This is a genomic window from Dyella caseinilytica (genome assembly GCF_016865235.1).
In the GTDB taxonomy this organism is placed as follows: Bacteria; Pseudomonadota; Gammaproteobacteria; order Xanthomonadales; family Rhodanobacteraceae; genus Dyella_B; species Dyella_B caseinilytica.
Window position 1 is genome coordinate 1,328,249 of the sequence record NZ_CP064030.1, and the last position, 26,999, is coordinate 1,355,247.

General features: G+C 56.5%; 25 protein-coding genes. 7 read left to right on the forward strand and 18 right to left on the reverse strand.

Going from position 1 to position 26,999, the window contains the following annotated elements:
- Positions 1-114: 114 nt before the first annotated feature.
- The 3 genes from ISN74_RS05675 to ISN74_RS05685 all read right to left on the reverse strand — a co-directional run bounded on the left by ISN74_RS05675 (position 115) and on the right by ISN74_RS05685 (position 3,175).
- Positions 115-1,842, reverse strand: coding sequence for a tetratricopeptide repeat-containing diguanylate cyclase (locus tag ISN74_RS05675; RefSeq protein WP_229679211.1), 1,728 nt, complete (start codon positions 1,840-1,842; stop codon positions 115-117).
- A 59-nt stretch (positions 1,843-1,901) separates the two neighbouring features.
- Positions 1,902-2,198 (reverse strand): hypothetical protein, encoded by a 297-nt coding sequence (locus ISN74_RS05680; RefSeq protein WP_188798215.1) that lies wholly within the window; start codon positions 2,196-2,198, stop codon positions 1,902-1,904.
- 149 nt (positions 2,199-2,347) lie between these two features.
- A complete protein-coding gene (locus tag ISN74_RS05685) occupies positions 2,348-3,175 on the reverse strand; it encodes an SAM-dependent methyltransferase (RefSeq protein WP_188798217.1) in 828 nt (275 codons plus the stop codon).
- A 261-nt stretch (positions 3,176-3,436) separates the two neighbouring features.
- Between ISN74_RS05685 and ISN74_RS05690 the strand changes: the two genes are divergently transcribed.
- The 3 genes from ISN74_RS05690 (at position 3,437) to ISN74_RS05700 (ending at position 7,143) form a co-directional block, all read left to right on the forward strand.
- Complete coding sequence (locus tag ISN74_RS05690) at positions 3,437-4,279, forward strand: class I SAM-dependent methyltransferase (RefSeq protein WP_188798219.1); 843 nt, start codon at positions 3,437-3,439, stop codon at positions 4,277-4,279.
- Between the two features lie 180 nt (positions 4,280-4,459).
- Positions 4,460-6,634 carry a prolyl oligopeptidase family serine peptidase gene (locus ISN74_RS05695; protein WP_188798221.1) on the forward strand — a complete coding sequence of 725 codons (2,175 nt, stop codon included), beginning with the start codon at positions 4,460-4,462 and terminating at the stop codon, positions 6,632-6,634.
- Positions 6,635-6,738: 104 nt separating this feature from the next.
- Entirely contained in the window at positions 6,739-7,143 is a 405-nt protein-coding gene (locus ISN74_RS05700) for a hypothetical protein (RefSeq protein WP_188798223.1), read from the forward strand.
- A 99-nt stretch (positions 7,144-7,242) separates the two neighbouring features.
- Here the strand turns inward: ISN74_RS05700 and ISN74_RS05705 are convergent, their stop codons facing one another.
- The gene (locus tag ISN74_RS05705) at positions 7,243-8,475 is read right to left on the reverse strand and encodes a glycosyltransferase (protein ID WP_188798225.1); all 1,233 of its coding nucleotides are present in this window, start codon (positions 8,473-8,475) and stop codon (positions 7,243-7,245) included.
- Positions 8,472-9,119, reverse strand: coding sequence for a TetR/AcrR family transcriptional regulator (locus ISN74_RS05710; RefSeq protein ID WP_188798227.1), 648 nt, complete (start codon positions 9,117-9,119; stop codon positions 8,472-8,474). Before ISN74_RS05710 ends, ISN74_RS05705 begins: the two co-directional genes overlap by 4 nt.
- A 1,066-nt stretch (positions 9,120-10,185) precedes the next feature.
- On the opposite strand from ISN74_RS05710, the gene ISN74_RS05715 reads away from it, so the two are divergent.
- A complete protein-coding gene (locus ISN74_RS05715) occupies positions 10,186-10,398 on the forward strand; it encodes a cold-shock protein (RefSeq protein WP_188798229.1) in 213 nt (70 codons plus the stop codon).
- Between the two features lie 384 nt (positions 10,399-10,782).
- Here ISN74_RS05715 and ISN74_RS05720 read toward each other — a convergent pair whose 3' ends face one another.
- From ISN74_RS05720 to ISN74_RS05755, 8 genes are all read right to left on the reverse strand, one after another.
- Positions 10,783-11,118, reverse strand: coding sequence for a YkgJ family cysteine cluster protein (locus ISN74_RS05720; protein ID WP_229679028.1), 336 nt, complete (start codon positions 11,116-11,118; stop codon positions 10,783-10,785).
- A 1-nt stretch (position 11,119) separates the two neighbouring features.
- Positions 11,120-11,785: a class I SAM-dependent methyltransferase gene (locus ISN74_RS05725; RefSeq protein WP_188798232.1), complete on the reverse strand. Its 666-nt coding sequence runs from the start codon at positions 11,783-11,785 to the stop codon at positions 11,120-11,122.
- A gap of 494 nt (positions 11,786-12,279) precedes the next feature.
- Positions 12,280-13,044 carry a glucose 1-dehydrogenase gene (locus ISN74_RS05730; RefSeq protein ID WP_188798234.1) on the reverse strand — a complete coding sequence of 255 codons (765 nt, stop codon included), beginning with the start codon at positions 13,042-13,044 and terminating at the stop codon, positions 12,280-12,282.
- 121 nt (positions 13,045-13,165) lie between these two features.
- The gene (locus tag ISN74_RS05735) at positions 13,166-14,152 is read right to left on the reverse strand and encodes an aldo/keto reductase (protein WP_188798236.1); all 987 of its coding nucleotides are present in this window, start codon (positions 14,150-14,152) and stop codon (positions 13,166-13,168) included.
- A gap of 37 nt (positions 14,153-14,189) precedes the next feature.
- Positions 14,190-14,573 carry a DUF2255 family protein gene (locus ISN74_RS05740; RefSeq protein ID WP_203546709.1) on the reverse strand — a complete coding sequence of 128 codons (384 nt, stop codon included), beginning with the start codon at positions 14,571-14,573 and terminating at the stop codon, positions 14,190-14,192.
- Positions 14,574-14,618: 45 nt separating this feature from the next.
- Positions 14,619-14,846 (reverse strand): tautomerase family protein, encoded by a 228-nt coding sequence (locus tag ISN74_RS05745; RefSeq protein ID WP_188798238.1) that lies wholly within the window; start codon positions 14,844-14,846, stop codon positions 14,619-14,621.
- Positions 14,847-14,863: 17 nt separating this feature from the next.
- Positions 14,864-15,187, reverse strand: a complete 324-nt coding sequence (locus ISN74_RS05750; RefSeq protein WP_188798241.1) for a carboxymuconolactone decarboxylase family protein — start codon at positions 15,185-15,187, stop codon at positions 14,864-14,866.
- A gap of 4 nt (positions 15,188-15,191) precedes the next feature.
- Positions 15,192-15,596, reverse strand: coding sequence for a (R)-mandelonitrile lyase (locus ISN74_RS05755; RefSeq protein ID WP_188798243.1), 405 nt, complete (start codon positions 15,594-15,596; stop codon positions 15,192-15,194).
- 121 nt (positions 15,597-15,717) lie between these two features.
- Here ISN74_RS05755 and ISN74_RS05760 point away from each other — a divergent pair, with 121 nt between their 5' ends.
- Complete coding sequence (locus ISN74_RS05760; RefSeq protein WP_188798244.1) at positions 15,718-16,608, forward strand: LysR family transcriptional regulator; 891 nt, start codon at positions 15,718-15,720, stop codon at positions 16,606-16,608.
- A gap of 58 nt (positions 16,609-16,666) precedes the next feature.
- Here the strand turns inward: ISN74_RS05760 and ISN74_RS05765 are convergent, their stop codons facing one another.
- Positions 16,667-17,413: an SDR family oxidoreductase gene (locus ISN74_RS05765; RefSeq protein WP_188798246.1), complete on the reverse strand. Its 747-nt coding sequence runs from the start codon at positions 17,411-17,413 to the stop codon at positions 16,667-16,669.
- A gap of 62 nt (positions 17,414-17,475) precedes the next feature.
- The gene (locus ISN74_RS05770) at positions 17,476-18,459 is read right to left on the reverse strand and encodes an aldo/keto reductase (RefSeq protein ID WP_188798248.1); all 984 of its coding nucleotides are present in this window, start codon (positions 18,457-18,459) and stop codon (positions 17,476-17,478) included.
- A 125-nt stretch (positions 18,460-18,584) separates the two neighbouring features.
- Here ISN74_RS05770 and ISN74_RS05775 point away from each other — a divergent pair, with 125 nt between their 5' ends.
- Positions 18,585-19,490 (forward strand): LysR family transcriptional regulator, encoded by a 906-nt coding sequence (locus ISN74_RS05775; RefSeq protein WP_188798250.1) that lies wholly within the window; start codon positions 18,585-18,587, stop codon positions 19,488-19,490.
- A gap of 192 nt (positions 19,491-19,682) precedes the next feature.
- On the opposite strand, the gene ISN74_RS05780 is transcribed toward ISN74_RS05775, so the two are convergent.
- Complete coding sequence (locus tag ISN74_RS05780) at positions 19,683-22,298, reverse strand: TonB-dependent receptor (RefSeq protein WP_188798252.1); 2,616 nt, start codon at positions 22,296-22,298, stop codon at positions 19,683-19,685.
- A 210-nt stretch (positions 22,299-22,508) separates the two neighbouring features.
- Between ISN74_RS05780 and ISN74_RS05785 the strand changes: the two genes are divergently transcribed.
- On the forward strand, positions 22,509-22,739 hold the full coding sequence (locus tag ISN74_RS05785) for a hypothetical protein (RefSeq protein WP_188798255.1): 231 nt from the start codon (positions 22,509-22,511) through the stop codon (positions 22,737-22,739).
- 170 nt (positions 22,740-22,909) lie between these two features.
- Here ISN74_RS05785 and ISN74_RS05790 read toward each other — a convergent pair whose 3' ends face one another.
- Both ISN74_RS05790 and ISN74_RS05795 read right to left on the reverse strand, forming a co-directional pair.
- Positions 22,910-23,230 (reverse strand): hypothetical protein, encoded by a 321-nt coding sequence (locus ISN74_RS05790; RefSeq protein ID WP_188798257.1) that lies wholly within the window; start codon positions 23,228-23,230, stop codon positions 22,910-22,912.
- Between the two features lie 447 nt (positions 23,231-23,677).
- Positions 23,678-26,851 (reverse strand): TonB-dependent receptor plug domain-containing protein, encoded by a 3,174-nt coding sequence (locus ISN74_RS05795; protein ID WP_188798259.1) that lies wholly within the window; start codon positions 26,849-26,851, stop codon positions 23,678-23,680.
- Positions 26,852-26,999: the final 148 nt, after the last annotated feature.

The window sequence follows — 26,999 nt, forward strand, 5'->3', positions numbered from 1 at the left end:
TGGATAGGACGAGCGCAATGAACATCTGTGAACAATGAGCGGCAAAAACGATTTGCTCCGGATGGAACTGCGTAGCCCGAACATCAATACGGAGTGTTTCCGCTTCGCCGCACTTCAGGCTTCTACAAGATCGTCATCTTCAGTATGGGCAATCACCCGGTTTCGCCCATGGCGCTTGGCCCGATACAACGCGGCATCGGCTTCTTTGCACAAGCGCTGCAGCGCATGGCCGCATGTTTCGGTGGAGGCGAGGCCGATACTGGCGGAGAACGATACGGCGCGTTCCTCGACATCGATCGACGTGGTTTCAATCGCCGTCCGGATGCGATCCGCGATCGCCATGCCCTGGCTGAGGGAACACTCTTGCAACAGGATGCCGAACTCTTCTCCTCCAAGCCGACCGAACAGATCGCCAGCGCGCAATTGCTGTTTGCATAAGGTGACGGTCCGCCTGAGCACGGCATCTCCCAGCGCGTGGCCGTGGTTGTCGTTGACTTGCTTGAAGTGGTCCAGATCAATGAAAACCAGGCAAGCGGAAGCAGGCTTTTTCTCCAGCAAGCGCAAGGTACGGTCGACGCCGCTCATGAAATGCTGGTGATTGAAAATGCCGGTAAGTCCGTCGAGGCTGGACAGTTGCTTGAAACGGAGTTGTGAGCGCTTGAGTCGGAACAACCAGAAGATGATGAATGCCAGGGTGACGAGCAGCAGGGCGATATAAAGCCGGCTGGTTTCGACTGCCTTGATGGACAGCGCCTGCTGCAACTGCAGGATATTATTTTGCTTGCTGAGTTTTTCTGTTTCGAGCTTTTGCGCGAGCACGTCCTGTTGAGCCATATCGTAGGCCAGTGTGCGGGCGCTGACGTCGTTGAGATAACCGATGTCCTGAGTCACGTAGTGCTCGTGATAGGCCAGAGCGGCGATGGCGTGACCGTGCTTTTTCTCAATGCGGTAGAGCACCTCGTACGCGTCTCTCAATGTTCCGCTGATGTCGGACGGATCACTGGCCGCCAGTGCGGCAAGCGCCGCTTTGCGCGCGTTGTCGTCATCGCCCAGTTTCCAGTACGCCTGGGCGAGTTCGACCTGTGATGCCAGGGTATTGGAATAGTACTGGGCTGCTTGAATGCTCGGCGTGATTTGCTGAAGTAGCGCGAGGGCCTTTTCCGGCTTGTTTTCGTCCAGGTACAAGCTGCCCTTTACGAGCCAGATCGTGTCGGCAAAAATCGGCTCCTTGGCGGCTTCGCAGGTATCGATTCCTCGCTGAAGCTCGGTGCTGGAGCTGGTCAGGCTGTGGCTTTCGTAAAGCACAGTCAGAAGCTTGGCCATGGGCTGGCAAGGTGCTTCCCCTGGCGGGAGTACTTGCGCCATTTCGCCAATGTAATGGGCCGCCAGATCGTATTGTCCGGCCGACCTGAGCATTTGCGACAGATACGCCAGGACCATGAAGCGTGCCAACTTGTCCTGGGTTTGCGGGAGATTGGCCGCTAATCGGTTGGCTAATTCAAAGGCTTCCTTGTAGTGCTTATTGCTGCGCAAATCGTCCATCAATACGGCGGATGCCTTGGCTGTCAGGGCAGCATTGGCAGAGTGATCGATAACGTCATGCAGTAGGGGATCGGCTTTGGCATAGTCGCCCTGGAAGGATGCTTGCCACGCATCGAGGTAGCGCAGATGCCAGCGCTCGTGAGGAGACATGCTAGGCGTCTGGTGGTGAAGTTTTTCAAGCAGAACCAAAAATTGCGAATGATCGATGGTACGCAGGCTTTCGGTCTGTTCAAGCAGCGACTCGATGCTAGATTCTTGCGCAAGCGTAAGCTGAGGTTGAATCAGGGCGCAGAAAGTCATGGCCACAAGTGCGGGCCATGACCAGGGGCGGCACTCCGTCCGCAACATACGAGTTCTACTTATCGGCCGTGTGATGGTTTGCCTTGATCGAGTTTATCGGGATGGATCAGATCGTCTTTGCCACCGTCATGATCCGGCTCTTCTTCTTCGTCATGTCCGGGGGAGTGGGTATCGTGGTCAACCCTCATGCGTTTGTCGCCGAGCTCGGCGGACAGCAGCGAACTGTCTCCGTTGATGACCGCGGCTTTCAGGGTATCTGAAGCATCGGTCAGGACCTGCGCAAGTTCTTCAGCAGGTGCGTGACGCAGGGATGCGTTCTTGCCAATGGTTTCCAACCACTCAATGGTGTCTGACATGTGTTCCCCTTAATGGTGATAATGCTCAGGCATCGAATCGATGCGATTTAATGACGAGTGTTGCTGTTCACCATGTGCGGTGTGTGGCGCATTCCCCGCACTGACTTTGCAACATGGCGTGTGAAAATTCTCTCGCAGCGGCCCTTGCTTCATGCCAAAGCGCTTGCGTTGTCCAGGGCATTCAGCCGATCACGCAGAGCGAGGTTCGGTCTCAAGGGCCCGGCGGGTGGCAGGACGACCGTCTCTTCGGTAGTCAAGGCTATATCGGGTAAATCACGCAATGCGATACGCCGGACGCGTGGCTTCTCGATCGGCAATGTTGCCCCTCGGTAGATGATGACCTCATGATCGAGCGGATAGTCCCGGCTCAACAGCTCCACCAACACTTGACGGTACATGGGACCCTTTTGAAAAGCTCCCACCGACCAGTTTCCGAGCGTTCCGACTTGCCAAAGCACTAGATAGCCCGCGGGGTCGATACGCCGTTCGCAAAGAAGCAGCTGGCTGGCTTCGAAATGCTGGCAGCCGAAGCGGCCGGGGTCGATGCCTAGATCAGCGTAGAGACAGTCTTCGGCGGAAATACCCGGCTCCATATATGCCTCGAAGCCTTCTGCACGGGCTGTCTGGATGGCCTTGTGTGGCGACCATGCAAAAATGCCGGGATGGCCATAGAACACGGCGCAGACACGTTCGCCGGCCCGCACCTCGGTCAGCATCAGATCGACCCATTCCCGGTACGTTTCTATCCGCGGCTTGCCTTCTTGATAGTAGGGCTGAAGGCTGCGCACATCCGGGTGCATGCGTTCCAACCACATTTCCACGGCGTGATGGGAGAGGGCTGCAAATACCACATCCGCCTGTTCAATATGGCTACGCGCCAACGGCGTCAGATGGGAACCCAGGGTCATGCCCATGCCGACGCAGGCCAGGCTGCCGCGGCGGGCATTATTCGGTGGAGATAAGGAGGAGGCTGTCATTAGGGCTGCTTAGGGCTCTTGGGCATGGACAGGTATCACGCGTGTTGTTCCTCAGGCGCATACGAATTTCGTGCCAACCGAGAGGGTCGCGATTTACATCCTTGCCGGGCGTAGCCTTCGCCGTGAACACCGTCAAATAAAACAGTTGCTTAGGTAAGCAGGTAGGACTGCTAGTGACGCTAAAATGGAGGGCGGCACATCATCGTCATGGCGTCGGTGGTTCAAAAAAACGGCACTACGCATTTCAGAAGAGGACTTGTTTTGTCGCACTATTCCGGCCCCCTGCTTACCCGCCCCATGGCAGAAACACTGTTGGCTGCACACGCTGCCAGTTCGGGCGAATGGAGTGGCTCGCTGGATCTGGGGCGTTCAAACGGTAGCGTGGCGCTGCAGGCAAATGGCTGGGACTGGAAAGGGCAGCACTACCCGTATCCCCATAAGCTCAAAGACCGCACCATCTATTACTGGGATGGCGATGAGTTCGCGCCCGTGTCGCGGTTCTCCGGTTCGCTGATCAAGCTGGTACCGACAGAGTGGGGCGCACCGACCTTTGAGATCGATGGCATCAAGATGCTGCCCACATCGAAGGAATCACCGTTTGAAGATGCGCGCCGCAAGGTGGCGTTGGTCGAACCGCGCGGCAAGGTGCTGCTCGACACCTGCGGCGGACTGGGCTACTTCGCCGCCTGTTGCCTGGAAGCTGGCGTGGGACGCATCCATTCGTTCGAAAAGAACGAGGATGTGCTGTGGTTGCGCACACTCAATCCCTGGTCGCCAGATCCGGATGAACCAAGCTATGGTGGTCGCCTGCAGCTTGCCCATGCCGACATATCGCAGGCGATCGTGCAGATCACAGATGCCTCCGTCGATGCATTGCTACACGACCCGCCGCGCTTCGGCATTGCCGGCGAACTTTACTCGCAGGCGTTCTACGACCAACTGGCGCGCGTGCTTCGGCGTGGGGGCCGTCTGTTCCATTACACCGGCAGCCCCAACAAACTCACCAGCGATCGCGACGTGCCGCGTGAAGTGGCAAAGCGTCTGGAGAAGGCGGGTTTTAAGGCACAGCTGGCGCTGGATGGTGTGTTGGCAATCCGGCGCTAACGGAACGCTCTGGTTGTGACGAGCGCGTGAAGAGTTTGAAGGGGCTTTCAGCACTGTTTGGGCATGTGTGATTGTGAGACTGTGCTGCCTCCATGGACGCAGAGGGTGTCACCGGTGGAGGCTAAGGCATGTGGTGCTGTCGTACGTGCGCAACGCTTTCTTGTAGCTTGCAGCGGCTTGATGAGCGCAGCAGTCTGTACCCTGATGCTCGGCACGCTGCCGGTTCTTGCAGCGGAGGCTGACGGGCCACCGCCGGCGCGCGCGGTCGATGTCACCGACCATCTATTCGGCACCACCGTGCATGATCCTTACCGCTGGATGGAAGGCGAACACAACGCGGAGTTCCAGCAGTGGCTTGCGGCCCAGGGCGACGACACACGTGCGAAGCTCGATGCACTGCCTACGCTGAAATCCTGGCAGCAAGCCCTGCAAAAAGTGAGCACCACCGCTGTGGTTCATCGCGCGCAGCGCTACGTCGATGGAAGGTTATTCTTCATTCGCGAGGCGGCGCAGGGGAATGGCACGCTGATGGTGCGCGAGGCGGATGGTTCCGAGCGTGTGCTGCTCGATCCGGCCACACTAAAGGATGATGGCGGTCATGCTTCGATCACCCTGTTCACGCCGTCTCCGGACGGCAGCAAGGTGGCGGTGAATATCGATCACGGCGGCAACGAGATCACCCGCATGGAAGTGCTCGACGTGAAGACCGGCAAACCCACCGGCGACGCAGTCGAGCCGGTGTGGGGCGAATTCGGCGCCGATTGGCTGCCCGATGGCAGCGGTTTTGCCTATACCCAGATGGCGCCACCCGATCAGCGTACCGGCGGCGATCCGTTGCAGGATATGCGCCTGCGCATGCATTGGCTTGGCAAGCCGTCGACGCAAGATCCGATCTTGCTTCGAGCAGGCACGGGAGAGGGTACGAACGCGTCGTTTGCGATTCCGTCCAACTACTTTCCCGACATCGAATTTCCCACTGGCTCGCGCTGGGCATTGGGCGTGGAGCAAGGCGCAGCGGTCGAACAGCGCTATTGCGTGACCACGCAGGCGGAGGCGGTAAAGCCTGATGCGAAGTGGCGCTGCATTGTCGACCTGAGTGACGAGGTCGTCGATGCCGCCATCCACGGCGATACGCTCTATCTGGTCTCCGCTCACGCACGTTCAAACGGCGAGTTACTCGCGTTGGACCTGTCGCGTCCGGACGCGTCGATCAAGGATGAGCGCCCCATTCTGCCGTTGCAGGGCGATGACATGATCGTCAACGTCAGTATCAGCGACACGCAGATGGTCGCGTCAGCTCGCGATGCTTTGTACGTGAAAGTGTCACGCAATGGTATCGACGGAATCCGTCGCATCGACTACCGTACCAACAAAGTCGAAACGGTGCCGATGCCGTTGGCTGGCGCAGCATCTTTGTTCCATGCCAACGATAACCAGGACGGATTCCTGCTTGAACTGCGTGGTTGGACCACCCCGCCGAAATCATGGCGTTATGATCCTACAGCGCGAACCATGCGCAGCCTCGGCCAGGACGAAGCGAGCCCTGCTGACTACAGCATGATCGAAGCGACCGAGACCGAACTGATCAGTCAGGATGGCACGCATGTGCCGCTTACGATTCTGCATCGCAAAGACGTCAAGTTAGATGGCAGCCATCGGGCCATCGTGTACGGTTATGGCGGTTATGGGATGTCGATCGTGCCTTCGTTCAAGCCGGTGCGGCTGGAATGGGTCAAGCAGGGCAACATTTTTGCCTATGCGCATGTTCGTGGTGGCGGTGAGAAGGGCGAGGCGTGGCATGAGGCCGGCAAGGGACCGAACAAACATAAAGGCGTGGAAGATTTCGTTGCCAGCGTGGCACGGCTAAGCGAACGGGGTTACAGCCGCCCGGAACGCACCGCGCTGATTTCTGGTAGCGCTGGCGGTCTGCTGATCGGCGGTGCAGTCGTGCACTATCCCGACAAGTTCGGTGCTGCCGTGTTCATGGTCGCCTTGCTCAATCCGATACGTCTGGCTGAGGAGCCCAACGGCGCCAATCAGTTCGGCGAAATGGGCGACCCACGCAAAGCTTCCGACTTTCCTTGGATGCTGGCGATGGATCCGTATCAGCAGATCCGTCCACACACCGCCTATCCGGCGATCATGCTGGACATAGGTCTCAACGATAGCCGTGTCGCGCCCTGGGAAACCGGCAAATTTGCCGCGCGCTTGCGTGCCGCCGACACCAGCGGGCGGCCAGTCTGGATCCGCACCGATGCCAATGGAGGACATGGCATCCAGCGCTCGCTCGGGGCCGAAGCTGCCGAATACGCCGATGTCTACGCTTTCCTGGATGCGCAGCTGCCGGTGCCTTGAATGCGCTTTTTTTTGCTCGCCGCTCACGCCTGATTTTTCGGAAAACATTTTGACATCTTTTATATTTAAATTTGTTGGATGCAAGCCAAGTAAAAGGAAAGGCTATGAGAAATCTATGGATGATCCTTGCCTTATTTATGATCGATCCGTGTGCGGCAAATGCATCGACACATTATTGGGTGCATTTGCAAGGTAGCAAGCAGCCCTACATTTGCGTGCAATGTGATCTAAGAACGCCTTATCCAGATCCCAAAACGCTCGCAACAGTGACTGCGTGGCAACAAGGGAAGCCACCCTTCGAAGGCGGTACGGGTCATAGCCAAGCCGCACATTCGCTAGAGGCTGGCGATGTCGTCAATATTTGCAATGGCTGCGGTTGCGCAACCTATACGCTTGATAACGATGGGATTTGGGGTATGGGAGATTTCCAGGCGAAGCAAGAACATCCTGCAAATATGTCCCCGGCAACCTCGAAAAAAGAGGCAGTCACTTCCAGCGTCAGTGGTTAAAAAAAGAACCGCCACTGCTTTGACGCATCCTTATCCCATCAACGTGCCATCAGCCGTGGATGGTGTCATTGGAATTCTGAAAACAGCTGGCGGATCGAGTCAATCAAGCATGATTTTCTCGATGCAGGCGATCGCGCTAGTCAAACCGTCTTCGGCCATCATTTTCTTGCCGAGCACCTGTGCGCATATACGCGTCTCATTCGTTCCGGCAAATGCGAGGCGGTCAGCAAGTAGGCCTGCGTCCAGATGCTTCACGCTGAGCCCCTCCGCGGCTACGCCAGCCTGCCGTAGCCGGTCAGCCCAGAAAAACTGATCACCGGCGAACGGCACAACGACGGAGGGAACGCCTGCGCGTGCTGCGGTATGCGTCGTGCCAGCGCCGCCGTGGTGAATCACTATCGATGTTCTGGGGAATAGCCAGCTATGCGGTGTTTCGCTAGTGACGAGAAAATTGGCGGGAAGCATGGTGGCATCGACGCCGCTCCACCCCGGGTAGAACAATGCCCGGCGGCCTGCAACGGCTTTGATGATTTCCTTTAGAAGCTTTGGTCGATCGAATCCCATCATGCTTCCGAATCCGATATAGATAGGTGGTTCGCCCGCGGCCAAGAAAGCATCGAGTGCGGGCGGCGGCGTCCAGTCTTGCTCTGGCTGCATCCATTGGCCGCACAGGTATGCATTCTCTGGCCAGTCACTTGGCGTGGGTAACAGGCTGGGCGACACACCGTAGAGCATGGGATGCTGCGTCCATACGCGCTTGCGAGTAGGCAATCCGCAGACGTTTGATCGCGCAGCGTTGGTTGCCTTTCGGAACGCGCGCCACAGCATCGCATTTACAAATCGATGGCTGGCATGATTCAGCCATCGCGGGACGATCCCAGGAGGCAGGAACGGGGAGGGATATGCGGCGGTGGGTGTGATGGGAATCATGCCGCAGCCGATAGCTTTTACACCCAAGTATTCCGCTGCCGAAAAGCCTGCAAATGCTGCCAATCCTCCCGTGATGACGGCATCACAGCCTTGTGCAACGCTCACAATCTGTCTCAGCCATGATTCCGTATTGGCGTTCGCAATGCGTGCCAGTGCGCTCACCGTGCTATCGACGCGGCCACCCTTTGCAACGACGCCGGAAATGGATCCACCCGGTTGCAGAGCTCCCCTGATATCTCCGGGCAATGCAGCCGATGGAACGCCAAGTGCTTCGGCGCTGCCAAGTGTGGATGTGTCGGCCAGCAAGCGCGTTTCGTGCCCGGCGTCCATAAGTGCGCGGCACAACGCTGCAAGCGGACGCGTATCGCCTTCCGTGCCGTAAGTGACGACAGCAAACTTCATGTTTTCTTCCCTGGCTTTTTTACTTTCACCGTGGACGAAGTAGCGCCTTCCATAAACAGTCGAACTACTTGGGCGAACGCCTCGCGTAATTTCAGCTTCGGTATGTCCAGCCAGCGCAGCAATGCACTGAGATAAAGGTGATGGAACATCATCGCCAGATGTTCGGCGCTTATATCGGTGCGCATCTGTCCAACTGCCTGGCTGTTGAGAATCAGCCCACTGAAAGCGCTGATCATGTCTTGCGAGCCTGCGCTTTCCGGCGCGGAGTCCGACGCTCCCATTTCGAGAAACCGAAAGCGCAAGTAAGGCGGTAGATAGGCGCGATGGCGTTCGCACCAGTCCGCGGAGGCTGTCAGGATCAGCGTGATTCCATCAACAAATGTCGTATGCGGCCCGATATCGCTAGCCAGATGCTTGAGGTCATTGGCCAGTTCGGTGTGAATCCAGTGCGCAAGCACGGCTTCCTTGGTGGAGAAGTGGTTGTAGAGCGTGCCCTTGGCGACATCGGCTTCGGTTGCAATCTGCTCCATGGTGACCGCATCAAATCCATAAGCGTCGAACAGGCGCTCGGCCGTTTTGGCCAGATGATCCTGTGTCTGCGAACGCTTTCTATCGCGGCGACCAGCGGGTGGGGTAGGGGCCATGGCTGACTAATATTGAACGACGTTCAATATTAGTCATAGTTCAATATTTGATGCAAGCGCGCCTGGGCGCCTTACAAAGAAAGCCGCCTATGGCCTGATGAGGTGACGTTCGCCTTACCGTCGATCTGAGGTGGCGTCATTTCGTCCATTCAATCGCCGCACCCATGCAAGCAGGTGGTTTCGAGATGAACGATGCTGTGGCTTGTCGCGCCGAGACGTATGGTTAGGCGCAGATCGGCGTTCGATGCCTATGGCGCGGGTCGCAATGCTTTTGTACAACGTGCGCAGACTTTAATGTCCTGCCTAGCATCTTAGGCAGGACACTGAAGCTGCCCCTTTTATAGGGAAGATCATCCCGGTTTGGATATCCCGGTCTTCACCAAGGGAGTGATGTGCATCATCGGTAATAGAGAAGCGGTTCTGTAGATATGCGGACACGAGGAGTTCCTATATCTCCTATGACGACGTCCAATAAAACTAGCGCCGGCCTTTCTTACCTTTGGATTCCGGGAGCGGAGGCGGATGTCCTGGATGCCCAGGCTCGCGTCCTGCAAACGAGGTCTTTGCATACGAAGCGGCGTCCGTTTCATTGGGCGCCTTCTCCGGTTTTTTGGGCGCGGGTGCGTAAACACTATGTATCTGCGCCAACGACAAGCGCGCAATGCGATGAGACATGATGGGTCAGCCTTTATGGATGAATGGCTATGCCATTCGGTAGTCGTCAAAGGGCCCTGCGTGAAGCAAGGTAAAAGTGGCTCAGTAGCGATGGTATGTCGTCGCGGGCCGAATATCAGATTTCGTGTCGTCAATCACCCAGGCCATCATGCACGTGAACATGTTAGATAAGGGTGAGTTGGGTTGGAATTGTTAATCTGAACGGAAAACGATATTTCGTTTGCCTTTTAGAACAATGCCCTATACGCTGCCAAGGCTGAGTTTCAAGGGTCACTGTGAATTGTGGCCCGATGCTGTAGATAAAAGTTCCACTACACCGTTGTACCCGCTTCCTCCTTGTTACCAGCTTTTTTGCCGCGATGCGGCTCACTCGTTCCAAGGAGAAATAGCAATGTCCCAGACTGAAACCGGTACTGTGAAGTGGTTCAACGATGCCAAAGGTTTTGGCTTCATCAATCGCGATAAGAGTGGTGACGACGTGTTCGTTCACTTCCGCGCGATTCAATCGTCGGGCTTCAAGAGTCTGCAAGAAGGTCAAAAGGTGTCTTTCACCGTGACCCAAGGTCCCAAGGGCCTGCAAGCTGACCAAGTACAGATTGTCTAAGCAGGCTTTGTCGTTCAAAAGAGCCCGGCCTTGAGCCGGGCTTTTTTATTTGCGCTTGAAACATGCTGTCAGCGATTCACCGATTTGATGGGTGGCGCGCACATGATCAGGACGCTCAGGGCCGGCTAGCAGGTGTGGCGTCTTCGGTGCCAGTGGGTTTGGTGTTTTCTCGCACCACTCTTTTTTTGGCTTGCTTTTCGTCCTGCTGTTTCTTCTTCGCGAGTTCGCGTTGGCGCTTTTCGTACGTGAATTTGGTCTTTGCCAAAGGGGTTACCTCGCAAGTAGTTATCCGTGACAGGGAATTTTGGAGATGGAAATATCGGTTGCTACGCTAATGTGGCATGTCCGCGTACTGATGTCTTCGCATCGTCTCGCCGCTTCTGATCAACGAGATAGAGTCTTGGCGGCCGGCGTCAGATTGCCTGCGCCTTGCTCGGCATACTCAGCGCGAATGGCCTTGCAGTATGGGCCATTCATGACGAATCGGCGGCATACGGCAGGGCGGTTTTCATAAATGCCGCAGTTCATGCGGCTTCCATCCACGGCCACACACCAGCCTTGTTCGTCTCGTGCCATGACGTGAAGTCCATTGGCAAGATGCGTGGTGAGATGAGGTGGAATTTTATCCTCGGGTTGCAGGACAACCGTCAGGCGGCAACAGACAGCATCACACTTATCGCAATGCGCAGCCCCCGTTGATCGGATGTTGACCGGTTTCATGTCAGTGCGTTTCCCCGGTACGAGTGTAGTGCAATAGGCGGCCACGGAAGGGTGGCGAGTCACTGTCATCCATCGGACAGCGTTTTTCTTCCAACGTGAAGCCCTGCATCTCCAGTAGCCGGCTAAAACGATTGCTATGACCGCGACCAGGATCAGTCACCAGCACTTCGGCTTTTGGATATGCATGCTGTTTGACGACTCCGGCCAGTAGTTCGGCGTGGTCGATTTCATAGAGCACGTCACTGGCAATGATGAGGTCGAAGTGCCCAAGCGTCGGCAATGGAACATTCCAACGCAGTTGACGGTAATGGAGTGCCGGCAATTCATTCAGCGCTGCGTTGTATGCCAAAAATGCTTCGGCCAATGGATGTACGTCCGAGGCGACGACGTCAGCACCTCGATGTTGCAGGACAAGGCTGGCCAATCCGATGCCGCATCCAAGCTCCAGCACACGCTTTTGGGAGATATCGAACCGATGCATGGCTTGTGCGAGCAGGCGCCCGGATGGCCATACTTGCCCGAACAAACTCCATTGAGCAGAAGAAATGCCAAGTCGATCGGCATGACCGTCAGGGTCGGAAAATTGCTGCTTATCCGTAAGGACCCGTAGACGATAAATGTGTCCACCAATGGACACTCGCTCATTGCGTGTGGAATAACCTGGCATCGGCACTCCCAAGAGGCCATCCCGCGAAGGAAATGGTAATCAAACATGAAGGGGAGCGAGGCAAGCGGCCGCTGGAAGACCGTGTGGAACGCGCGAATTGAGCGTGACGCCTAGTCGCGATGTTACACCATCAGGTTAGTGCAGGTGGTGGTACCAGAGCGCCTCCATGCCTGAACATGTCGTGCATACGCTCGTGCTCTTCACAGTCACGAAACCTTTCTCGACAAGGCGACGTAGATCGACGATGCGCTTTATGTGGCTAAGCGATAAGGGGCAGGTCCCTGCAACCTCTCGCAACAATGCCCATTGTCCACACGTTAAATGACTGGCTTGATGGGTATTCATAAGCACGAATAAGCCAAGGGCATCCATGCGATATGAACGGAGCGGGGACCAGATACACCAGCCACCATACGCCGTTTCGCGATATGAAATGTTATTTTGACGGGGTTACGCCAAAGATTTATTCATCGCTCCCAGTGAGGAGGCTAGCGTTAGCGAATGGTGTATCCGCCGTCCACGGCAAGCGCATGACCGACGACCAGGCTCGCAGCTGGGCTACAAAGCCAGAGAACTGCATCGGCGATCTCTTCGGCGCGTCCAAGCCGTCCAATAGGTACATCTTTCAGCATCGCGCTGAGGGCTTCCGTCTGACCGCCGGCTATCATCTGATCCATCATCGGTGTATGGATGATTCCTGGGCAGACGGCATTGATACGAATGCCTCGGGCGGCATATTCCAGAGCCGAGCTTTTGGTGAGGCCAAGCACGCCATGCTTGGCAGCGTGATAGGTTCCGCGACCGGGCGCGCCGACCAGCCCTCCGATGGATGAGCAATTGACGATCGCGCCGCCATGTTGTTTGAGCATTTGGCGCAGTTCGAACTTCATACAGCTCCATACGCCCCGAAGATTGATGGCCATGACGCGATCAAAGTCTTCACGCTCCGCTTCAGCGGTATCAGCGATAACATTCTGAATGCCTGCGTTGTTGTAGGCGGCGTCCAGCCGGCCAAAGGCTGCGACCGTCTGCGCGACCATGGCTTCAACTTGTGCATCATCCGAGACGTCGCAGTGGATAGCGATGACTCTGTGGCCTTGAGCCTTCAATTCATCCGCTGCTGAACGAGCAGCATCTTCGTTCCAATCGGCCAGCGCGACGGCTGCGCCTGATTCAGCAAAAGCCTTCGCCGCTGCAAGCCCCAATCCAGATGCCGCGCCTGTAATCAGCGCGACCTTCCCTCCGAACGAAATATTCATGGCAATGTATCCTGCAAAACGATGGTTGTTTATGACTTGAGGAAGTTGGTGGCTTTGGCGACGCCGCTCGCCTTTTACGTGATGACAGAGATCACGGCTCTAGGGCAAATGGCCAGGTCTTCTAGTGGCGCGCGAGATTTGCTTCCATCTTCGGGTATCGATCACCTTGCACCGTTATGCGCAAAGCAGCTTCATCGATGGTTCGCAATTCGTCCTGAGTAAGTGGGACGGTCGCTGCGGCGAGATTCTCTTCGAGTCGGTCGAGTTTGGTGGTGCCGGGAATGGGGACGATCCACGGCTTCTGCGACAGCAACCAGGCGAGTGCGACTTGTGCTGGCGTTGCATACTTCTGGACGCCAATCTTTTCCAGCAGATCGACCACGGGGCGGTTCGCCTTTCGTGCTCCCGGTGTAAAGCGTGGCAAGTCACTGCGATTATCGTTGCTACCGAAGGCGGTGGTTTCGCTGATCTTTCCGGTAAGGAAACCTCTGCCCAATGGGCTATAGGGAACGAAGCCGATACCTAGCTCCTCACAGGTGGGCAATACTTCCTCTTCAGGCTCACGCCACCAAAGGGAGTACTCGCTTTGGATGGCTGTCACCGGTTGCACCGCATGCGCGCGTCGAATGGTTTGTGCGCTAGCTTCGGATAAACCGAAATGTTTGACTTTCCCCTCGGTGATGAGATCTTTGACAGTGATGGCGACTTCCTCGATCGGAACATCCGGATCCACACGGTGTTGATAGAAAAGGTCGATGGCATCAACTCGCAAACGCTTGAGCGAGCTCTCGGCAGCTTGCCGAATGCGTTCGGGGTGGCTGTTGAGGCCGCCGGATCCGGCCGGGCCAAGATCGAAGCCGAATTTTGTGGCGACGACGATATCTTTCCGGAATGGCTCCAGCGCTCCACCCACAAGTTCTTCGTTGGTGAAAGGGCCGTAGACTTCGGCGGTGTCAAAGAAGGTGACGCCACGCTCTACCGCCGCGCGGATCAGCTTGATCATTTCTTTCCGGTCTGGAGCAGGGCCGCGATGATGGTTCATGCCCATGCAGCCCAAGCCGAGAGCGGAGACCATGAGGCCACTCTGTCCAAGTTTGCGGGTTTGCACTTTCAATCTCCTCGTATCGGCCTCAGCAACGACGCCATTAGCTGACCGAAGGGTTAGGTGTGATCTTGATAGTGGCGGAGCGTGCCTCGGCACTCGTCATCGGAGCCAGATAGGAACTGCTTCGGTATTTTGCGCGGTAAGCGTCGTCGATCCGATCGTTAATCGGACCTTCTACTTGCTCGAAAATAACTTCTATGGTCAGCTCGGCAGCAGTAATGCGACCGGCCTTTTGCTGACACGCAGCTTGATACCAGCGAGAACGCTTTCCATGGTAGGCGCGGACATAGAGTGCGTCGTCCACAGCGACGCACCAGATCCATGTCGGTGTGCCATAGGTCGTTCCGTCCTCGCGAAACGGGGCAATGTGGAGGTCATCTGCATCAATGATGTTGCGTAGCTTGTTCTTTAGCCAATGCATCATCGCTATGCCTCGGTAAGGATGTGTCAGTGTGCAAATGCAGATCGGTTACATCTGATAACCGGGTTTCTTATAAAGCTTGCCGGAAGAATGCTGGATATCGGCTGCATAGACCTTCGCGGCCCAATCGTTCGGATTGATTTCTTCGAAAGCCACCGATACCGACGCTTCGTCGTAGCCAAAAACGTCTACTACATCCTGGGTGATGTGATCGGCCAGGCGATGTTTCTGCGATTCACTCTTTCCTGGCCAGAGCTTCACGATGATGTGGGGCATGGTGATGCAACCTCTCGCTAAGGCGATTCGGCAAAAACGTTCCGTGCAATCGCGATGGCAGTGTTGGCTGTTGGCCATCCTGCATAGAACGCAAGGTGAGTGATGAGCTCCGTGAGCTCTTCTTTGGTCACACCGTTCTGAAGCGCGTACTTCATGTGAAAAGGCAGTTCGTTGATGCGGTAGAGCGATACGAGGGCAGCCACGGTAATCAGGCTGCGATCGCGCTTGGGAAGCTCGGTGCGCTCCCACACCTGTCCGAATAGAATTTGCCGGGTGTAATCGTTGAGGGCAGGGGCGATGTCGGCATAAGGGCCGGCGTTGGGTTTGGCTTCGTTGCTCATCGGATCAGCCTCTCCCTGCCAGGTATTGTTCGTCGGTAACGTGCTCCATCCATTCGACCGCCTTGCCATCCAGATACTCCTGGACGGCGATGTGCGTCAGCGAGGTGGTCGGCGTTGCGCCATGCCAATGGCGATGCCCCGGCGGACACCAGATCACATCGCCTGCGTGGATGACCTCGATCGGTTCGCCTTCACACTGCGTCCAGCCGCAACCGGCCGTCACGATGAGAATCTGGCCCAACGGGTGGGTATGCCAGGCGCTGCGTGCACCTGGCTCGAAGGTCACGCTGGCACATCCCACGCGCGCCGGCTCGGGTGCATTAAAGAACGGGTCGATGCGTACCGTGCCCGTGAAGTAGTCGGCAGGGCCTTTGGCCGAAGCCTGGGAGCCGTTGCGAATGATGTGCATGGAGGCTTTCCTCGCTTGTTGTCCTTGAACAACAAGTTTGGGTCGACAAGGGTCTATTGATAAGTCATAAATATATGATTGAACATATGAGCAAAATTTATAAATAGTTCGAGGTATGAACATGGCTCGGCCAAACCTCAACGATCTGCTCGCTTTTGTCGCGGTGGCTCGCACACGCAGCTTCACCAAGGCCGCTGCGCAACTCGGTGTCACGCAGCCGGCGTTAAGCCACACCATCCGTAGCCTTGAGAGCCGGATGGGGATCCGATTGCTGACCCGCACAACCCGGAGTGTGGCGGTGACGGATGCGGGCGAACGCCTGCTTCAATCCGTAGGAAGCCGCCTTGATGAGATCGAGGATGAATTGGACGCGCTGACCGCGCTTCGGGACAAACCCGCCGGTACGGTACGCATCACCACCGGTGAGCATGCACTGACATCCATCTTGTGGCCCAAGCTTCGACCTTTTCTACGCAACTATCCGGACATCCAGGTGGAGTTCGATGTCAGTTACGCATTGAAGGATATCGTCGCCGAACGATTTGACGCTGGCGTGCGCATGGGCGAGCAGATCGAAAAGGACATGATTGCAGTTCGGATCGGCTCACCCATGCGCATGGCAGCCGTGGGTGCTCCATCCTATTTCGCCGGAACGACCAAGCCCAAGAAACCTCAAGATCTCACCAAGCATCGCTGCATCAACCTGCGTTTGCCCACGTATGGCGGCATGTACGCTTGGGAGTTTGAGCGCAATCGACGCGACATCCATGTCCGAGTTCAAGGCCAACTTGCATTTGGCACAGCACCTCACGTTGTCGCTGCGGCGATCGATGGCTTCGGACTAGCCTACGTGCCGGAGGACATGGTGCTTTCTCACATCAAAGCAGGCCGCCTTATTCGTGTCCTTGAGGATTGGTGTCCAGCGTTTCCCGGCTATCATCTTTATTATCCGAGCCGACGGCAGCATTCGCCGGCATTCGCGCTGCTGGTGGAGGCGCTGCGTTATCGATAACGTAAAACGATCACCAGCAGGTGGCAGCGCCATTGCCTATTTTTCATTGACGTCGACGTTATCCTTCCTGGCGGGTCGGCCGGAACAGTATTTCGTTGACATCAACTTCCGGCGGCTGACTGATTGCGAAGGCAACTGCCCGCGCGAATGACTCGGCAGGAATCGCGTAGTGCTCGTAGAACTTCTGGATGTGGCTGGCGACATCCGGCTCGGTGACGCTGTTTGGCAGATCCGTGGCCACAGCACCGGGCGAGATCACCGTTGTGCGGATGTCATAAGGTTTCACTTCCTGACGCAGTCCTTCGGACAGCATCAGCACGGCGCTTTTGGTGGCAGCGTAGACAGCGCTTCCGGGTCGGACGGTGCGGCCGGCAACGGACGATACGTTGATGATGTGACCACTCTTCTGCTGTGTCATATAGGGCAGTGCGGCGGCGATGCCGTACAACACGCCCTTGATATTGACGTCGATCGTTTGGTTCCAGTCGTCGATTTTGAGTCGCTCAAGTGGCGAGTGTGGCATCAGGCCGGCATTGTTGATCATGACGTCAATGCGTCCGAAGGTTTGGACTGCAGCGTCGACCAGTGCCTTGACCTCTTCGTGACGCGTGACATCGGTCGCGACGGCGATGGCCTTGCCACCGCCACGAACCAGTTCATCGGCCAGCGACTGAATGCGATCGATGCGTCGTGCGCCTAGCGCGACGATGGCGCCCCGTGCGCTCAGATAGCGGGCGGTGGCTTCGCCCAAGCCACTGCTCGCGCCTGTGATGACGACGACTTTTCCTTCGATATGGGTATTCATGACTTTGTTGATCGTTCCTTAGTAGGAGACATTCGTAACCGCTGGTTATCGCCACAGGACAATCAGCGGTCGACACGCTGCTGAATGTGTGCCGGGTAGCGATCGCCCACGACTTTGATCTGCTGCAGCGCTGTTTCGATGCTCGATAGATCGTTGGCCGACAGGGCGACAGTTGCCGCGTTGATGTTTTCTTCCAATCGTTGCAGCTTGGTCGTTCCAGGAATCGGCGCGATCCATGGTTTCTGTGCGAGCAGCCACGCAAGTGCGATCTGCGCACGTGTGGCACCTTTGCCATTGGCGATCTGTCCAAGCACGTCGACGAGGTGTGCGTTGGCCTTGCGGTTCTCCTCGGAAAAACGCGGCACGATGCTGCGAAAGTCGCTCTCGTCGAAGGTGGTGTTCTCGTTGATGGCGCCGGTCAGAAAGCCCTTGCCCAGCGGGCTGAATGGCACGAAGCCAATGCCCAGTTCTTCGAGCGTCGGCAGCACCGATTCTTCTGGTTCACGCCACCACAGCGAATACTCGCTCTGTAGCGCAGTCACCGGCTGCACGGCGTGTGCGCGGCGGATCGACTTTGCGCCCGCTTCGGACAAGCCAAAGTGTTTGACCTTGCCCTCCTGGATCAAATCCCGAACGGTACCGGCCACATCCTCCATGGGCACGGCAGGATCGACACGATGTTGGTAGAACAGGTCGATACGATCGGTTTTCAGTCGCTTCAATGACGCCTCGGCGACGGCACGTATGCGTTCAGGCCGGCTGTCGAGCGGCTTTCTTGCGTCGCCATCCTGGAAGCCGAATTTCGTGGCGATCACCACGTGGTCGCGAATGGGAGCAAGCGCTTCGCCGACCAGTTCCTCGTTGATGAAAGGGCCGTAGCACTCGGCGGTATCAAAGAAGGTGGCGCCGCGCTCAAACGCCGTCCGAATCAGGGCGATGCCCACGGATTTTTCGGTCGCCGGGCCATAACCGAAACTCAGTCCCATGCAGCCAAGACCGATCATCGATACCTCGAGACCACTGTTTCCAAGTTTGCGCTTTTGCATGCTTATTCTCTCTTCGTCATGCCGCGGGCGCAGGGCCAGCGGCGTTTCATTGAGGCATGTTAGGCTGTTGTATTAAACTCAACAATATGGCTTTTATTGCACAGGCTATTGAGGAAATTTCATCTATGCTGCGTGCAGGCTTATCTGAACTGACGGCTTTCATCACCATTGCCGAGCAGCGAAGCTTTCGCGCCGCTGCAAGTCAGTTGGGCGTTTCGCCGTCAGCACTTAGCCATGCGATACGGAATCTCGAAGCGAGACTGGATGCGCGATTGTTCAACCGTACGACCCGATCGGTCGCGCTGACGGAAGTGGGCGAGCAACTCCTGCGGCGTGTACAGCCAGCCATTGCTGATCTTGATGACGCCGTCAATGAAGTGGGCTCGGCACGCGATCGTCCCTCCGGCTCGATACGAATCAGCGCTGCGGAATCAGGGGCCAGGCCGCTTATCCAGCACGTTCTTCCTGATTTCCTGGCCACGTATCCCGACATACATGTCGAAATAGTTGTGGATACGCGACTGGTGGATATCGTGGCTGATGGCTTCGATGCAGGCATACGACTCTTCGATGACGTGCCACGCGACATGATCGCCATTCGGTTTGGACCAGACATGCGGTTTGCTGCTGTGGCATCACCCGCCTATCTCTCACGTCACGAGCTGCCGAAGACACCGCAGGATCTAAAGAAGCATCGATGCATCCGCTTTCGATTCCTCAGTGGTGCGCTCTATCGCTGGAATCTTGAGCGTCGCGGCACAAGTGTGGATATCGATGTGGACGGACCGATGACGCTTGGCAATACCAATCTGATGGTGGATGCGGCACTGGCTGACATCGGCGTTGCCTGGCTCCCGGAGTACCACGTAGCAGAGCACCTCGCATCGGGTCGATTGGTTCGTCTGCTTCCGGAGTGGAGTCCCTCCTTGCCGGGTTTGTGTCTTTATTACCCGTCCAACCGACACCCGCCGGCTGCACTCAAATTGTTTACGCTGGCAGTACGTGAGTGGGCAAAGAGCCAGTCGGCGTAGGGCTGATCAGGCCACAAAATTCTGTATAACCCCATCACGGGATGACGTTGTTTGATGCCGCGCCAAACGTGCACATGTTTTGATGTCATGTACACGTTTGGAAGCCATTGTCTGCTTGGAACAGGCTTGTTATGTACGTACTTTGCCTGCCATGGGAAAGCAAAGTGCGTACACGGCTAGCCATGCTTTCCATCAGAAGGTGTATGTGGCGCCGACCTGGGCATAACGGCCGATGTACTCATACAACGACGAATCGTAATAGCCGCGATAGGTGTACATCCACACCGCATCCCACGGCGGCACGCGATTGAAGATATTGTCGATGCTTGCGTAAAGCTTCCAATGCTTGAAGCCGGTATAGGCGACCGACACATTGAACTGGCTGTAAGAAGCAGCATCCGAGCCGGGATCGATCCTTTGTTTATACGGACCGGTGTATTGCCAGGTCACTGTGCTGGTCCAGTTGCTATTGGCCCAGCTCAGGTTGGTGTTACCTTTCCAGCGCGGAATGGCGCCGCCGAATACCGTATCGTTCGCACCGTTGTTGCCCGCGAAATCCGCGACGACACTATCGGGTATCTCGAATTTCCACACGTAGGCCCAATCACCCGACAGGGTGAAGTTGCCGATGCTAGTCGGGAACGCTTGCTTGAATGTGGATTCAAAGCCCTGCGTTCTCAGGTATGAAATGTTCGCGTAGGGCAGTACGTAGAAGGGTTGCCCTGGATCGGCATTGACCTCGGTCACGATATTGAGCTGGCTGATCACATCGCTGACGTCGATCTTGTACCAGTCGAAGCCGATGTCTGTGTTGTTGGTCGGCGACCATTGAAACCCGATGTTGTAGTTCCGGGTCTTCTCTGGCTGCAGATTTGGATTACCTTCAAAATATTCGTTGACGTTTTGGGTGCCAACCGCCTGGTAGGTCACGCTCCCCGTCTCATAAAGCTCGATCAGTGTGGGTGCGCGGAAACCCACGTTATACGAGGCGTACGCAGTCAGAGATTCCACTGGCTGAAAGCGTAGTGCATAGCGTGGTGAAAATACGTCACCGAAGTCGCCGTAATGGTCATAACGGCCCGACTGGCTGAACGACAACGTGCTCAGGAGTGGGATGTCCACCTGGTAATACGCGGCGGCCACATTGCGCTGGCCATTCACCGCCTGGGTGTACGGGCTCACAAATTCAGTCGAGCCTGCACCGATATATTCGCTCTGATGCTGGAATTGGGTGCCGAATCCCAGGCCGACGTCCCCGGCGGGTAATGCGAACAGGTTCGATGTCGAGATCGTTGCATCGAACGTATCGAGCTTCGATGTGGCGTGGGTGGTGGATGTGCCAAACAGATTGGGAAGACTATTAAACGTCGTTGGGCTAAACGTGTTCATCGTGACGCCATCGAGATAATTTTGTATCACCGATGCGTTCATCTGATTGGTATAGCTGTTAGATACGTCGCTTTGCGAATGTCCGACGGATGCCTCCCAGTCCCAATCGCCGAGCTTGTCTGTGCCGAACGAACCTTTCACGCCGGCAGAAAGACGATAGAAGTTGGAGTCTGTGTTGACGGCCTGTCCTTTCGGGAAGTAATACGTCAACGCATTTCCGTCGACGCTAGGCGCAAAGGGCGCGTAACCAGCGCCTGGAACGTAGTAAAGCGACGGTACCAGCGCGCCGGCGCCAAAGCCGGCCAACCCGGACATAAGCGAGGTGGTATTGTGGCTGCCCCATACATCCACGAACGCTTGATCGTAATCGCTGAGTTTGAATTCGGCGTGCACTTTTAAATTGCTGCGTTTGACCTGCGCCGCGATCGATTGTGCGCTGGCACCGTTCTGGGAACAGACCGTGCCGGGACTCTTCGTCTGTAGATTATCTATCGCCGACGTGACCTGTGCCCCGGGCCCGCAGGGAGTCAGCGCCTGCGGACCATTCGGCGTCATCCAGAATGAACTGGGCTGAGAGAAGAAGCCGCCATTCAGTCCGGAATAGTTTTCAGTGCTGGTGATATCGCGTTCAGCGAGCGAAGCACCGCTTTGGCGAAGAAAGCTGAGTGCCGTCGTCACGTTGTAGCGATCCGAATTCAGATCCCCGAAACCGCCCAGCACACTGACGTTCGAGGTGCCTTGTCCGCCTTGCTGCGATCCACCTACATTTCCATCAACTTGAAGGCCCTGATAATCTTTCTTGGTGATGATGTTGACTACGCCCGCGATGGCATCCGAACCGTACTGCGATACCGCGCCGGTCTTTACGATCTCGATGTGGTCGATCATGTTCAGCGGCAGCGTATTGAGATCGACCAACGTATCGGTGCCGCCCGACGCAAAGCCATAGGGAGCGACACGCTGGCCGTCCACCAGCACAAGGCTGTATTTCACGCTCAAGCCGCGCAGCGCAATGCCCGCGGCGCCTGCTGACTGGTTGAGGACCGTACTCTCGTTATAGCTGCTTCCCGAGTTCGCGCTCGACTGGCGCAGGTAGTCCGCTACCGTGGCCGAACCGCTGTCCTTGATATCCTGCGCGGTCACGGTTTGAACCTGGGTGTAGCCGGTCTTGTCCGAGCTTCTAATCAAGGAGCCCGTCACTTCGACGCCCTTCAACTGGACGACTTTGTTGTCGGATGAGGGGGTCACGTCAGTGCCGGAAGCGGGCCCCGACACACCACTGGTGCTCGCTGCAGCAGGAGAGTTTTCGGAGGTGACTGGTTGGTTTTGCGCAAACGCCGACATGGCAAATGCGGCCGACAATGCCAGTTCCGCCCAGATGATTCTTTTGACGACTAGCGCCAATGCCCTTTGTTTCATTTTCCACCTGTGTATTGCTTGTTTTTTGAGATGTTGGGCGTAGTGCTCCCCGCAGCAGGCGCAAAGGCGCTTGCTGATCGGAGCGATACACGACCGCGGTAAACATGAGTTGGCGTGCAATATCCCGATGAAATCCTGCTTCGGGATTGCGCGATCAGCTGTTGCTGATCAGATGAGTACGGTGACTAAGATCGGGTGACGATTCACTCCATGGGTTTGAGGATCGCCAGCATCAACGTTGCCGCGAATCTGCATGTCTGCTGGCGGACGGCCTCGATGAATCCGGCTGTGGCTGGTGCTGAGGTTGGTCGTTGCGATCAGACGATTCGTCTAATCGGTTTCGACAAGAAAACAATCGGCTGTTGTCCTGCACGCGAGATGTGCGCCGAGCAGCCGATCTGGCACTTGGGCCGGATGGCGAAGGTGTTGCAGGAAAGATAAAAGTTGCATGGCTCGGTCCTTGGGGTTCGCCGCACGGGCGACACGGACGCGAGCCGGCATCAAGTCATGATGACTTGCGCAAGGCGCATCGCGTGCGCGTCCAGGCGGTCGGCGAGTTATGCCGATTGGGGTACGGGACGTTACGTGTAGATGGGGGAGGCCGCATATCGCTATCCGTTGGCGCATTTACGCGAAGGAGGACGCAAGCCAGCACGATGAACGTGTCGGTGCATGCGAGCCAGGAAGGGAGCGCGTATGACGCTCATGCGTGGATGCGATTCCGTCGGCGCCTCGGAAATCCAGCGACATTCCAGCTTGCCGGAAAGCGCGTTGCGGAACCATTGGGCGCGCAATGACAACGCCGTGTTGTTGAATGGAGCGCCGACGGGCAGGGCGCTGCCAGAGTGGCCCGATGCGCGGGGTGATGTTTTACGTTGATGGAATGTGTTGGCCGCACGGCGGCGAACTGCATGCAGATGCAGGTTGTTCATGACTCACCTCGTCAAGCACCAAGGGTGGCGCGGGAGGTGAGCCGGACTTTCCTAGTCGTGGAAAGCGCCGGCCAACCGCACGCGGTCGCCGCTGGGGCTTACGTTGGATATATGGCGCGCCAACACCGAATAACGACATTCGAAGTTGGCGCATCGACTAGGAGGGTTACTGTCCATTTCTCGCTGCTGGGTTATTTGACAAGTGCCCCGTGGGGCTGCAAGCCCGCGCAAGATATCCATGGGGGTATCGGCTTGTCAACCAAAAGGGTCGAAAAAAGCCGTAAAAATTAGTGGTGCTCATATTGTCAGGTCAGTGTCAGGTGAATGAGTGTTGCGTCTCTCGATTTTCCTGAAGGCAGTGAACAAACAAAGGGCGCGAATGACTCGCGCCCTTTGTTGTTTGTTTCGCTGCGGCAATGCGTTGCCGACATCGAGTAGCGAGTGAGACTAGAAGAACTTCTGCTCGTATTTGAGATAAATGACGCGCCCAATGTCGTATTGCGGATTGTAAGGATAGTCGCTGTAGCCGTCTGTGCCGGTTGGGCCAAGTGGGCCTGCCACGCTGTAAACGCCGGTGTATGAAAGCGGCGCTTTGCGATTGAAGACGTCAGTGGCGCCAATCGCGATGCGGCCTTTCCAGGGTGTCTGCCAATTGAGTTGCAAATCATTGAAGGCGAGACCACCTTGACGATTGATACCTGTCGGGGAAACGGACAGGTCCTTGTCCGGATTATTGCAAGGAAAGACCTCGCTCAAAGACGGGTTGGGTGCGATGCATGGCTCCGATAGCGATGAGTAGTAACGGATGGTCCAAGTCGCGCCGAATTGTTTGTAGCTCCAATTCAAGTTGACCGTTGAGCGGAAGCGCCACAATGGTCCGAGTACCGTGTCGTAAGCGCCCAGCGTGTTGGAGATGATCGGGCCACCGGGGGTGATCTGTTCCCTCACAGAATCGATATAGGTGCTCGTCGAATCAAACTTGAACTGGCCGACGGGTGTCTGCGGGAACAGGTAGGTGAGGTTCAGATCTTCGCCGCGCTCTTCCACAAAGCCCTGGTTGACCAGCGCTTGCAACATGTTGATCACTTGCCCGTTGAAGGGGCCGCCTGCCGTCGAACGCTGGAATTGCGCGCATTGCTCTGCAACGCCAAGCTCGTAGCAGTTGTCGAGAATGCTGGTGGCGGTCGGCAACGTGATGACGTTGTCGATGTGGATGCGGTACCAGTCCACGGTGGCATTGAAGCCGGTGAGGTAATGCGGGCTATACACGAAACCGGCGGTATAGCTCTTGGAGGTTTCCGGCTTCAGGTTGGGATTGGCGCCTGTGAAAAACGGCGTCGTACTCGTTGAGTTAGGTTGGGAAATCGGCTGAGCATTGACGTTCAGCTGCGTGAAGCCAGGGCCGACCGCAGGCAATCCGGCGAACCCATCCAGGCAGCGCTGTTTGACGGTTGGGATGCCGGTCAAGCCGAAGTTGACGTCGCAAGGGTCGGTGTAGGTCGTGAAACTCTGCAACGTACCGCCATACAGATTGGCGATGGCTGGCGCACGAAAACCTGTGCCATAGCTGGCACGAACCAACAAGTCGTTGATCGGCTGCCACGACACTTTGAACTGGTTGTTATTGGTGTTGCCGAAGTTGGTGTAGTGCGAAAAACGATGGGCCAGATCGAAATCCAGCAATTGCGCACCTGGCATATCCTTCAGAACCGGAAGGTTCACCTCGGCATAAGCTTCGTTGAGGCCATAGGAGCCAGCGCCGACGTTTTGCTGCAGATTGGTGTTGAGTCCAAGCTGTGTGTATTCATCCGGTGTGGCGCCCCCGGAGATGTCGCGGTGATCGGCACCCACGGCAAATGTTACGTCACCTTGTCCCATCGATTGAGGGAGCGTGAAGACGTCACCGCTCAAGTTGGCGGATACCGTTCTCATTTCGCTGTAAGACTGCGTGCCCGCGATGATGTTCAGATAGTTGATTTCAGCGGGCGTGATGCCACCTGCGCCGGAGAACGGATTGAGCGGTACGCAGCCGGCGATCACATTGCCCGGCGTGCCGCATTCCACGACACCGTTGGGTCCCATGAAAGAAGGACCGACGGCCTGCGCCACATGAACCATGTTGAGATTGCCTGGGCCAAACGTGGACTGATCGTAGCGAAAATCGCTATAGCCGGCGTCCCAGTTGAACTCGTTTTCGCCGAGCGTGAAATCGCCTTCCAATCCCGCGCGCCAACCGTATTGCTTGATCTTGTTGTAATTGATGCGATTGGGATATTGCAGCGGCAATTCGAACTCCAGATTGTTGCCCGGCAGCGGGTTGTAATAGCTCTGCGAGGACAACGTCGGGAAATAGACGGCCGGGAAGGTCCCCGCAGGGAGACCGAGCGCTTGCGCCAGGTGCGCACCGTTGGCGGGTGTCAGCGAACTAAGCTCGTAACCGCTGGTGCTCACATCGGAGTTGGTCGTGTTGTACGTGCCGGTGAATGTCGCCGTGATGTGATCGGTCAGCTTGTAATCGCCCTTCAACGTGTAAGAACGCAGCCGATCGTCCGGGATCAGCGTTTCGAGAAACGATGAGTTTTGGTAATCGTTGTTGAAATAAGGCGACGGATATTGAGAGCTGAACGTGTCGACGTGATAGTTGGCGATATCAAGTCCGTTCTGCCCCATGTTGACGGTAATCGGGCCATTGGCCAGTTGCGGCACGCTGACTGGCAAGCCTGTCGCCGGATTGAGCGCACCCGTGATCGTGCCGTAAGGGGAGGGCACTTGCTGGCTTTGCGGGTAATTCGGCCCAAGGCTGAAAAAGCCGTATTTGCTGTAATCGCGTTCGTTCGCCGTCAGCCCGTCGGTATTTTGTGCTGTGATGTTGAACAGGATGGAGCCACGGGAAAACTTCTTGCCGCCGGTGAGGCTGAATTGACCGGTCTTGCCGTCGTTTTCCGGGGAATACATGCTGTTGTAGGTGTCGACTTGCAGGCCGTCAAAATCCTTTTTGGTGATGATGTTGACCACGCCGGCAATGGCATCGGAACCATAAATCGCCGACGCGCCGTCCTGCAGGATCTCGACGTGGTCGATGATCGAGCTTGGGATCGTGCTCAGGTCAGTTTCGCCAAAGATATCCGTGGTCCAACGTTGACCGTCGACAAGCACCAGGGTGCGTGGCGCACCTAGGCCGCGCAGGCTTACGTACTGGCCTACGATATTGCCCAGCGCGCTTTGGCTGCTGGTGCCCGAAGAGCCCACAGACGAGACGTTCTGCAGAATCTGGCCGACACTGATAAAGCCCTGTTGTTGAAGCGCTTCATGCGACAACTCGGTCACAGGTTGTGCCGTTTCCACATCGACACTGCGAATCAGCGAACCGGTAACCGTTATGCCCTGCAATGTCACGGTTTTCTGTGGGGGTGATGGATTGGTGGTCGTTTGCGCTTGGGCGGGTGGCGACTGCGTGCCTGAGGGCGAAGATGCGTTCGCTGGAGGCGTCGTCTGGGTGGTTGCCGCGGGGGATTGTTGTCCGGGAGTTGCGGCTTGTGCCACCGCGACCGTCGTCAGTACACAACTGCCAAGAGCTAATGCCATGCGTATGGCATTTGCCATCTTCTGATGTGTGTTCATGGTAGATACTCCCTTTTCACTTTGAATGTGATGACTTGTCTGCTAACTCCCTTGGTTGTTGTTTTTCACATCGTTGTGGCGGCATTTTTTTGTGTTTTGAGCGCTGCTTGGATGTCCCTTTTGATGTCCTCTCTGGATGGCTCGGGTA

Bases quoted from the DNA above. Each gene is read 5' to 3' on its own strand.
- ISN74_RS05750 (WP_188798241.1), bottom strand. From the start codon at position 15,187: ATGAGCAACGAAGCCAAACCCAACGCCGGCCCTTATGCCGACATCGCC.
- ISN74_RS05685 (WP_188798217.1), bottom strand. From the start codon at position 3,175: ATGACAGCCTCCTCCTTATCTCCACCGAATAATGCCCGCCGCGGCAGC.
- ISN74_RS05720 (WP_229679028.1), bottom strand. From the start codon at position 11,118: ATGAAACCGGTCAACATCCGATCAACGGGGGCTGCGCATTGCGATAAG.
- ISN74_RS05680 (WP_188798215.1), bottom strand. From the start codon at position 2,198: ATGTCAGACACCATTGAGTGGTTGGAAACCATTGGCAAGAACGCATCC.
- ISN74_RS05710 (WP_188798227.1), bottom strand. From the start codon at position 9,119: ATGGCCCCTACCCCACCCGCTGGTCGCCGCGATAGAAAGCGTTCGCAG.
- ISN74_RS05715 (WP_188798229.1), top strand. From the start codon at position 10,186: ATGTCCCAGACTGAAACCGGTACTGTGAAGTGGTTCAACGATGCCAAA.
- ISN74_RS05700 (WP_188798223.1), top strand. From the start codon at position 6,739: ATGAGAAATCTATGGATGATCCTTGCCTTATTTATGATCGATCCGTGT.
- ISN74_RS05795 (WP_188798259.1), bottom strand. From the start codon at position 26,851: ATGAACACACATCAGAAGATGGCAAATGCCATACGCATGGCATTAGCT.
- ISN74_RS05770 (WP_188798248.1), bottom strand. From the start codon at position 18,459: ATGCAAAAGCGCAAACTTGGAAACAGTGGTCTCGAGGTATCGATGATC.
- ISN74_RS05755 (WP_188798243.1), bottom strand. From the start codon at position 15,596: ATGCACATCATTCGCAACGGCTCCCAGGCTTCGGCCAAAGGCCCTGCC.
- ISN74_RS05790 (WP_188798257.1), bottom strand. From the start codon at position 23,230: ATGAACAACCTGCATCTGCATGCAGTTCGCCGCCGTGCGGCCAACACA.
- ISN74_RS05740 (WP_203546709.1), bottom strand. From the start codon at position 14,573: ATGATGCATTGGCTAAAGAACAAGCTACGCAACATCATTGATGCAGAT.
- ISN74_RS05725 (WP_188798232.1), bottom strand. From the start codon at position 11,785: ATGCCAGGTTATTCCACACGCAATGAGCGAGTGTCCATTGGTGGACAC.
- ISN74_RS05675 (WP_229679211.1), bottom strand. From the start codon at position 1,842: ATGACTTTCTGCGCCCTGATTCAACCTCAGCTTACGCTTGCGCAAGAA.
- ISN74_RS05760 (WP_188798244.1), top strand. From the start codon at position 15,718: ATGGCTCGGCCAAACCTCAACGATCTGCTCGCTTTTGTCGCGGTGGCT.
- ISN74_RS05775 (WP_188798250.1), top strand. From the start codon at position 18,585: ATGCTGCGTGCAGGCTTATCTGAACTGACGGCTTTCATCACCATTGCC.
- ISN74_RS05785 (WP_188798255.1), top strand. From the start codon at position 22,509: ATGGGTTTGAGGATCGCCAGCATCAACGTTGCCGCGAATCTGCATGTC.
- ISN74_RS05745 (WP_188798238.1), bottom strand. From the start codon at position 14,846: ATGCCCCACATCATCGTGAAGCTCTGGCCAGGAAAGAGTGAATCGCAG.
- ISN74_RS05765 (WP_188798246.1), bottom strand. From the start codon at position 17,413: ATGAATACCCATATCGAAGGAAAAGTCGTCGTCATCACAGGCGCGAGC.
- ISN74_RS05730 (WP_188798234.1), bottom strand. From the start codon at position 13,044: ATGAATATTTCGTTCGGAGGGAAGGTCGCGCTGATTACAGGCGCGGCA.
- ISN74_RS05695 (WP_188798221.1), top strand. From the start codon at position 4,460: ATGAGCGCAGCAGTCTGTACCCTGATGCTCGGCACGCTGCCGGTTCTT.
- ISN74_RS05705 (WP_188798225.1), bottom strand. From the start codon at position 8,475: ATGAAGTTTGCTGTCGTCACTTACGGCACGGAAGGCGATACGCGTCCG.
- ISN74_RS05780 (WP_188798252.1), bottom strand. From the start codon at position 22,298: ATGAAACAAAGGGCATTGGCGCTAGTCGTCAAAAGAATCATCTGGGCG.